4 protein-coding genes are annotated in these 7,196 nt (G+C 72.6%); 2 read left to right on the top strand and 2 right to left on the bottom strand.

The annotated features are described in order from the left end of the window. Positions 1 to 73: 73 nt before the first annotated feature. Positions 74 to 4,531, bottom strand: a complete 4,458-nt coding sequence (locus tag ITI46_RS32100; protein WP_209243462.1) for an FtsK/SpoIIIE domain-containing protein — start codon at positions 4,529 to 4,531, stop codon at positions 74 to 76. A gap of 206 nt (positions 4,532 to 4,737) precedes the next feature. Between ITI46_RS32100 and ITI46_RS32105 the strand changes: the two genes are divergently transcribed. Both ITI46_RS32105 and ITI46_RS32110 read left to right on the top strand, forming a co-directional pair. Beyond that, positions 4,738 to 5,049, top strand: a complete 312-nt coding sequence (locus ITI46_RS32105) for a WXG100 family type VII secretion target (RefSeq protein WP_209243463.1) — start codon at positions 4,738 to 4,740, stop codon at positions 5,047 to 5,049. After that, positions 5,049 to 6,776, top strand: a complete 1,728-nt coding sequence (locus ITI46_RS32110; protein WP_209243464.1) for a hypothetical protein — start codon at positions 5,049 to 5,051, stop codon at positions 6,774 to 6,776. The genes ITI46_RS32105 and ITI46_RS32110 overlap by 1 nt, the downstream gene beginning before the upstream one ends. On the opposite strand, the gene ITI46_RS36160 is transcribed toward ITI46_RS32110, so the two are convergent. Next, the gene (locus tag ITI46_RS36160) at positions 6,701 to 7,180 is read right to left on the bottom strand and encodes a LysR family transcriptional regulator (protein WP_372452120.1); all 480 of its coding nucleotides are present in this window, start codon (positions 7,178 to 7,180) and stop codon (positions 6,701 to 6,703) included. The genes ITI46_RS32110 and ITI46_RS36160 overlap by 76 nt on opposite strands. Positions 7,181 to 7,196: the final 16 nt, after the last annotated feature.

A 7,196-nucleotide genomic window follows, 5' to 3' on the forward strand; every position in this document is an offset into this window, starting at 1 on the left:
GAAACGGCTGCGGCCCGTCCGCGTGTGCGGGTCACTCGCCTGCGGGGCTCACTCGCCTGCGGAGCGCGGGCGGTCAGTTGTCCGTGACCGCCTGCACCGGCAGCATCTCGCCGCTGAGGACCAGCAGTCCGCGGCCCGCGACGCCGGAGGCGGTGGCACGGGGCAGCCGGATGTTGAACAGCTCGCCCTCCGAGTTGTTCTGCGGCGAGAGCAGCAGCCCGCTGCGGGCGCGCCTGGCCTCCCGGACGAAGCCGCGGTACTGCGAGGTCAGCGAGTCGGTGGTGCCGGCGGCCACCAGCCCGTGGCCGCCGTCCACACCGCTGCGCACCACCGTTTCCAGTACGGAGTCCAGCGGCGTGTCGTAGACCAGCTCGGCGTCGTCGACGACCACCGCGTACCGGCCGGCCTCGGCGGCCCGGTCCAGCAACTCCTGCAGCGGCGCGGCGTCCGTCGTCTCCCGTACCACGCCCAGCACTCCGGGCTCGCCCTCCAGCTCGCGCAGCGGCGAGCGCTTGGGGGTGACGGCGACCAGGGGCACGCCCGCACGCAGCAGTGACCGTGCCGCCGCGCACACCGAGGTGGAGCGGCCCGACTTGGGCGGGCCCGCGATCACGAAGCCGGGGCCGTGCTGCGGCAGGTCCACACCGAGCGGCGCGAGCTCGTCGCCGCCCACGCCCACCAGCGCCCACAGCGGGGACGGCGGTGCGAACTCCGGGTCCAGCGCCAGCGCCTCGCTCGTGGTCGCCCGCCCGGGGAGGGCGTCCACCCGCATGGGGCGCAGGCCGCGCGGCGGGCGGCCGTGCGCCGTGCCGGCCTGCTCGGCGATCCGCCGGATGGCGGCCACCTGCGCCTGGCCGGAGGGGTCCTGGTCCAGCAGCGCGATCTGGCTCTCCAGCACTCCGTCGTCGCCGGGCCGCAGGGTGCGGCCGGGCGGGAGGTGGGAGGGGATGTCCCGGGTCGTCATACCGGCCGTGGTGTAGTCGTTGTGGTCGGCCAGCCGCAGGACGAGCCGGTCGCCGAAGGACGAGGAGACGACGCCCGACAGGCCGCTGCGCCCCGCGGTCATCACCACCCGCAGCCCGACGGAAGGCCCCTCGCGGAACAGCTGGGTCATGGCGTCGATGAGCTTGCCGTAGTCGTACGACTCGAAGGCGGCGGTGTAGCCCTCCCAGCCGTCGAGCAGCAGCACCATCCACGGCAGCCGCTCCTCCGGGGAGACGGCGGAAGCCCGCTGCTCGGCGACGTTGGCGGCGCCTGCCCGCGCCAGGATCTGCTGGCGGCGGGAGACCTCGGCCTGGAGCCTGGCCAGCAGCCGGGTGAGCCGGTCGGTCTGGTCCCGGGTGACGATGGCGCCGCAGTGCGGCAGCACGGAGAGCGGCACCAGTGCGTTGGCGCCGCAGTCCACGCCGTACAGATGGACGTCGGCAGGGGAGGCGACGTCGGCCAGCGAGGCGGCGATGGTGCGCAGCGCCGTCGAGCGGCCCGAGCGCGGCCCGCCGACCAGCAGCAGATGGTCGCCGTCCACCAGATCGAGCAGCAGTGGCTCGCGGGCCTGCCGGGCCGGTACGTCGGTGACGCCGAAGACCGCGGGCGGCACGTCGTCGCGGCGCACGGCTGCCGGTCGGGGCACCTCGGCCACCGTCACCAGGTCGGCCAGCGGCTCCAGCCACGGGCGGTACGGCTCCGCGCACTTCAGCGCCGCCGCACTCTCGCCCACCGCTTCCACCAGCAGCGCCAGGTCGGTCAGCGGGTCGTCGTCCGAGCGGCCCTGCGGCTTGGGCCGGGTGGGCGCCGGCAGGCCCAGATCCGGCCACTCCACCGGTACGGACCACGGCTCGGTGGTGTGCTCGGCCGCCGTCTGCGGCCTGCGCCCGCCGACGCGCCCCGTCTGGAACGGCAGCAGCGAGCTGGCGCCCAGCCGCACCAGCGCCCGGCCCGGGGTGTTCTTGGAGATGTACGCGGAGTCGGGCGCGTCGATGACGTCCTGGCTCTCGGAGGTGTCGGTCACCCGCAGCGCGATCCGCAGGTTGGTGTTGGCGCGGATCTCGGGCGAGACCACGCCGCCGGGCCGCTGGGTGGCGAGGATCAGATGGATGCCCAGCGAGCGGCCCCGCTGGGCGATGTTGACCAGGCCGGTGACGAAGTCCGGCAGCTCCCGTGCCATCGAGGCGAACTCGTCGACGACGATCAGCAGCCGGGGCAGCGGCGCCAGCGACGGATCCCGGCGCGCCGCCCGCTCGTACGCCTCGATGTCCTTGGCGCCGACCGGCTCCAGGATCCGCTCGCGGCGGCTGACCTCGGCGTCGAGCGAGACCAGTGCCCGCTTCACCAGGTGCGAGTCGAGGTCGGTCACCATGCCGACTGTGTGCGGCAGTTGTTCGCAGCCCTTGAACGCGGCGCCGCCCTTGTAGTCGACCAGCACGAAGTTCATCGCGTCCGGCCGGTTGACCACCGCGAGGGAGGCCACCAGCGTCTGCAGCAGCTCCGACTTGCCGGAGCCGGTGGTGCCGGCGACCAGCCCGTGCGGCCCGTCGCGCACCAGGTCGATGGTGAACGCGCCGTCGAAGGAGGCGCCGACCATGGCAGCGGTCGACCTGCCGCCCGTCGCCCAGTGTGCGGTGATCGCGGCGGCGGACGGCGGCTCCAGCTCCAGCAGGTCCAGCAGCCGGCAGGAGTCGGGCAGGGCGCCGGACTTCTTCTCGCTCACATCGCGCACCGGCGCCATCGCGCGGGCGACGGACTCGCACCAGCCGGGCCGCACACAGTCGGGCCGTACCGACTGCACCGGGTTCTCGCCGAACTGCGAGACCTGCAGCAGCCCGAAGTGGTCCTCCTCCACCAAGGCCCGGCACTCCTCGGGCAGCAGCCCACGGTCCGCGTCCAGGCACACCAGATGGATCCCGAAGCGGGGCCCCTCGCGCAGCAGCTGGGTCAGCCCGGGCAGCGCCCGCAGCCGCCGCGAACCGTCCAGGACGACGAGCACGGACGGACCGCGCCACTGGTCGTCGGCGCCCGGCGAACGCTCCCCCGCAGCCTCCTGACGGGCGCTCAGCAGCGCCAGCAGCTCGCTGATCCGGCGGGCCACGCTCTCCATCTCGGTGCCCAGCAGCGCCACCGCGTTGTGGCCGTTGTGCCCTTCGCGGCCCCGGGCGTGCGGCAGCCACCGCACCCACTCCCAGCACTCGCGGCCCGACGGGTCGGTCAGCACACAGACGCTGAGGTCCGCCGGGCTGTGCAGCACCGCAGCCTGCGCCACCAGCCAGCGCCCGACGGCGCGGGGCAGCTCACCGCGGCCCGCCACGCCGAGGATGCCGTGGGTGCGCAGCGGAATGCTCACCGGCACCTCCGCCAGCATCCGCGGCTCGGTGCGCCGGTGCTCCTGCTGGTTGGGGTCGCTGACCTCCACCTCGGAGGGCAGTGTGCCGGTGCCGACGCGCAGCACGCCGTAGTCGTCGTCCTCCAGCCGCCGCTCCCACAGCCGCTGCCCCGGGCCGGTGGCGACGACGTACAGCTCCGCCGGGTCGGGGCAGGCCAGCCGGCGCGCGGCGGTCTCCTCGGCCATCGCCTTGCGTGCCTGATACTCGATGGAGACCTTGTGCTGCTCGTACTCGCGGCGCCTGCGCCGGTGCGAACTCCTGCCGTGACGGCGGTCGTAGAAGTGGTTGGCGACGAGCGTGACCGGGGTCAGCACCGCCATGATCAGATAGATGGCGCTGCCCAGCAGCACCACCATCGCCACCGCTGCCAGCAGCGGCGCCAGCGCCACCGCCCACGGCAGCGGCCGCGTCTCCGACTGCTTGGGCCGGGACGGCAGCTGGAACTGGGTCTTGCGCGCGGACGGCTTGATCCGCGGCGGCCGGTTGTAGTCCAGCCCCGTACCGTCCTGCGAGGGCTTGAGCGCCGCGTCCGGGAAGGTGGGCTCGCGCAGCTCGAACAGCGAGTGCCCGGCCGCGACGACGCCGCGCTGCCGCCACACCTCGGGCTGCTCCAGCTGCCGGCCGTCCATGGTGACGCCGCTGCCGAAGGCCGGGGCGACGGTCACCGTGCCGTCCACGGCCACGTCGATCTCGAACGCGGAGCTGGGCAGCGTCCTGTCCGCCGGGCGCACCCACGCCTCGGGCCCGCTGCCGACCACGGCCACGCCCGGGCCCAGCCGGTGGACCCGCCCCGCGTCCGGGCCGCCCACCACCCGCACCTCCACGGTGCCCTGCGCCTCCGGCGGCTGGCAGGCGCCGGGCGCCCCAACGGAGACGGTCGCGCCGTCCCGTACGGGCGAGGCGGCCACCGGGACGGCCGGATCGAGGGGGTATCCGTTGACGTACAGGGCGGGTGGCTGCGCGCTTCCTTCGCCGCCCGGCGTGCTTCCTTCGCCGCCCGGTGCGCCGGATTCGCCGCCCGGCGTGCTGCCGCCGCCGAAGTGCCGGGCGACCTCCTGGGCCACAGAGCCGACGGCGGCGTCGGGCTCGACATCCACCAGCAGGTCCGCGCGCCGCCCGCCCGCGGCATCGGCGGCGGTAAGCCGCAGTTCCATATGAGCTCCCCCGGGGTCGGCCGTCGTCCGTTGCGCGTGGCACTCCACGCTTCCGCGGTGCAGTCCACGTCCCAGACTCGTCGGCCATTGCACTGATGCGCTCTGCTCTGCGTAGCAATCATGCAACAGCGCGCCAGGATCGCACAGTTCGTCCTACGATCGCGGTATCCGCTCAACGTTGGCTGATCACGGACCAAGGGGGAACGTTGGGAGCGATGAGACCGGGGGAGACGCCCCAGCAGGCGCGGGCACGGGCCGGACGGCTGCGGCAGCACGCAGGGCAGGCCCGCACCCTGGCCGGTTCGCTGGCGTCCACGCTGGACTCGGGGGTGGCCAAGGCCAGCGCCGACGGCGTATGGCAGGGCCCCTACGCCGAGCGTGTCACGGGGGCGCTGCGCAACTACAACAGCTCGCTGGAGGGCATGGCCAATGGGCTGCGCTCCAGCGCACAGCGCTGGGAGCACGAGGCCGATCTGCTCGAGAAGGAAGCCGCGGCGGCCGGTACGGGGGGTGGCTGATGGGCCGGTTCCAAGGACTTGATCCCGCACGGGTGCGCGAGCTCGCCGGGCACCTGGACACGGTGGCCGGCGAGATGGCGCCGATGCACCGGCAACTGACGCAGATCCTTCAGGCGGCGGCCGGGGACGTGGCACCGCAGCAGGTGAGCACCAGCCCGGAGCTCGCCCCGGTGCTCACCAGTGTCCAGCTGCCCGGTGACCCGCCGCTGCCGCTGCCGAGTACGTCGAGCGTGACCGACTTTCCCGTGGAGCTCTTCCCGTCGTCGATGTCGGCGGACGCGCTCGCCGCCGGCCCGATGCCCGGCTCCATCGATCCGTTCCTCCGCCGGACAGCGGCCGACATCCGCAGCCGGTGCGACCGCCTGGACCAGGTCGCCGGTGCCGCCCCGCTGGGCGCCCAGTTGGACGGGGCCGCGTTGCTCGACGCCGGCCTGGTCGATCTCAACGCCACACCGAAGCGGGACGCGGGCGAGGGCGCCGTCGCCAAGTGGTGGGCCGGTCTGACGCCCGCGCAGCGTGAGCAGTATCTGTATCTGAAGCCGGAGGTGCTGGAGACCCTCAAGGGACTGCCGCCGGAAATCCTGCAGCAGGCGCAGCACCTGGCCTACTACAAGGTGATGCCCTACAAGACCTCCAGCCAGGAGAGCTCGGGAGGCGTCAAACTCCAGCTCGGAATCTTCGAGCTGGGCCAGGGATTCGCGTTCCGTACCGAGCAGATGAACGACGGCACCTACCGCGTCACGATGATCAACAACGGGCAGGCCGGGGTCAAGGTCGAGGAAGGCGATCTGACGCTGAGCGCCGGGGTCAAGCTGGAGATCGGCGACACCTGGGTGTTCAAGAGCAAGGCGGACGCCGACCGGCTCCAGGACGACATCCACCAGGTGTTCCTGCTGCGTCAGCAGGAGTTGGGGCCCGCCGACGGGAACCCCATGGGCGTCGCCACGATGGAGATCGACAAGATTCTGAAGCGGATCGGTCAGCCACAGATCAAGATGGGAACGCTGGGGACGGAGGCGACCCTCGAACTCGGAGGCGGAAACGTCACCCCCAGCGTCAAGTTCGCCGGCAACGTCTCCACCGTCACCAGCACTGTCGATCCCCGACGGCCCTCGGTGACGGAGAGCCGGGATTTCAGCGTGGACCTTTCGGCTGTCAGGGGTCAGGGGCTGAAGGCCGAAGCCGGGACGGTCCTCAACGGCACGATCCAGGTGGTCCGGGACAAGAACAATCCGGACCCCAACACCAACATCACCGCTGTCCGCCTGATCCGGACGGTGGAGGGGAAGCTCAACGGGCAGTTCGGCGGCGAGCTGACCGGCAAGGTTGCGGAGGTCTCCGGCTCCTACAAGACCGGAGTGACGGGCGCCCAGGTCGTGACCGTCAACGTGCCGATCGGCGCAGCCCCCGACGAGCAGGCCGCCGCCCGCAAGTGGCTGCAGGCGCCGCCCACTTCCGCCCTGATCAACCCCGGCGTCCCGTCCGGCCCGCCGGCCCCCGACGCGGATGCCTTCGCCGAACTGGCTCACAGCCGGGGGCAGGTGAGCGCCGTCACCTACCAGGGCAACGCCTCCGAGATCAAAGCAGGCGCCAAGGTGACGATCGAGGGCATCCCCTTCGGCTTCGAGGGAAAAGTGGGGAACAAGGAGGATCACGTCGTCAGCCAGCAGTACCTCGGCGCACCCGACCCGGAGACGGGCGAGCGGCGGTTCGTGCCCATCAAGTGACCCCGCTGTGGCCGCGGTGGCCTGAGGCGCCGCCCCGGCCGCCGGCCGACACATCTGATGTGCCGAAGTACCCCGCGCTGCGTCGCAATCCCGCAACAGCGCGCCTGAGCTGGACAATTGGTCCTAGGATCGGTGGGTGGCGCCGTGGCTTTCCGCAGGCACCGGCGGCACCTTCGGCAACGTGTAGCAGCGACGGGGGGGCACGATGGGCGAGCACGGAGACTCCGACAAGAAGATGGTGGACAGCCCGTTGTACGCGGATCTGGTGCAGCTGCGGCAGCACGTGGCGTCCCAGCAGGAACACATTGCGACTGGGAGACGTGGAGTTGCCTGGCGGCCGCCGTGAAGCTCGCCGCCCGGGCGACGGCCGCGTACGCCGTCAGCTGACGCAGGGTGCTTTCCATGGCGAGCGAGCCTAGG

The sequence above is a fragment of the Streptomyces oryzae genome (assembly GCF_017676365.1).
Classification (GTDB): Bacteria; Actinomycetota; Actinomycetes; order Streptomycetales; family Streptomycetaceae; genus Streptomyces; species Streptomyces oryzae.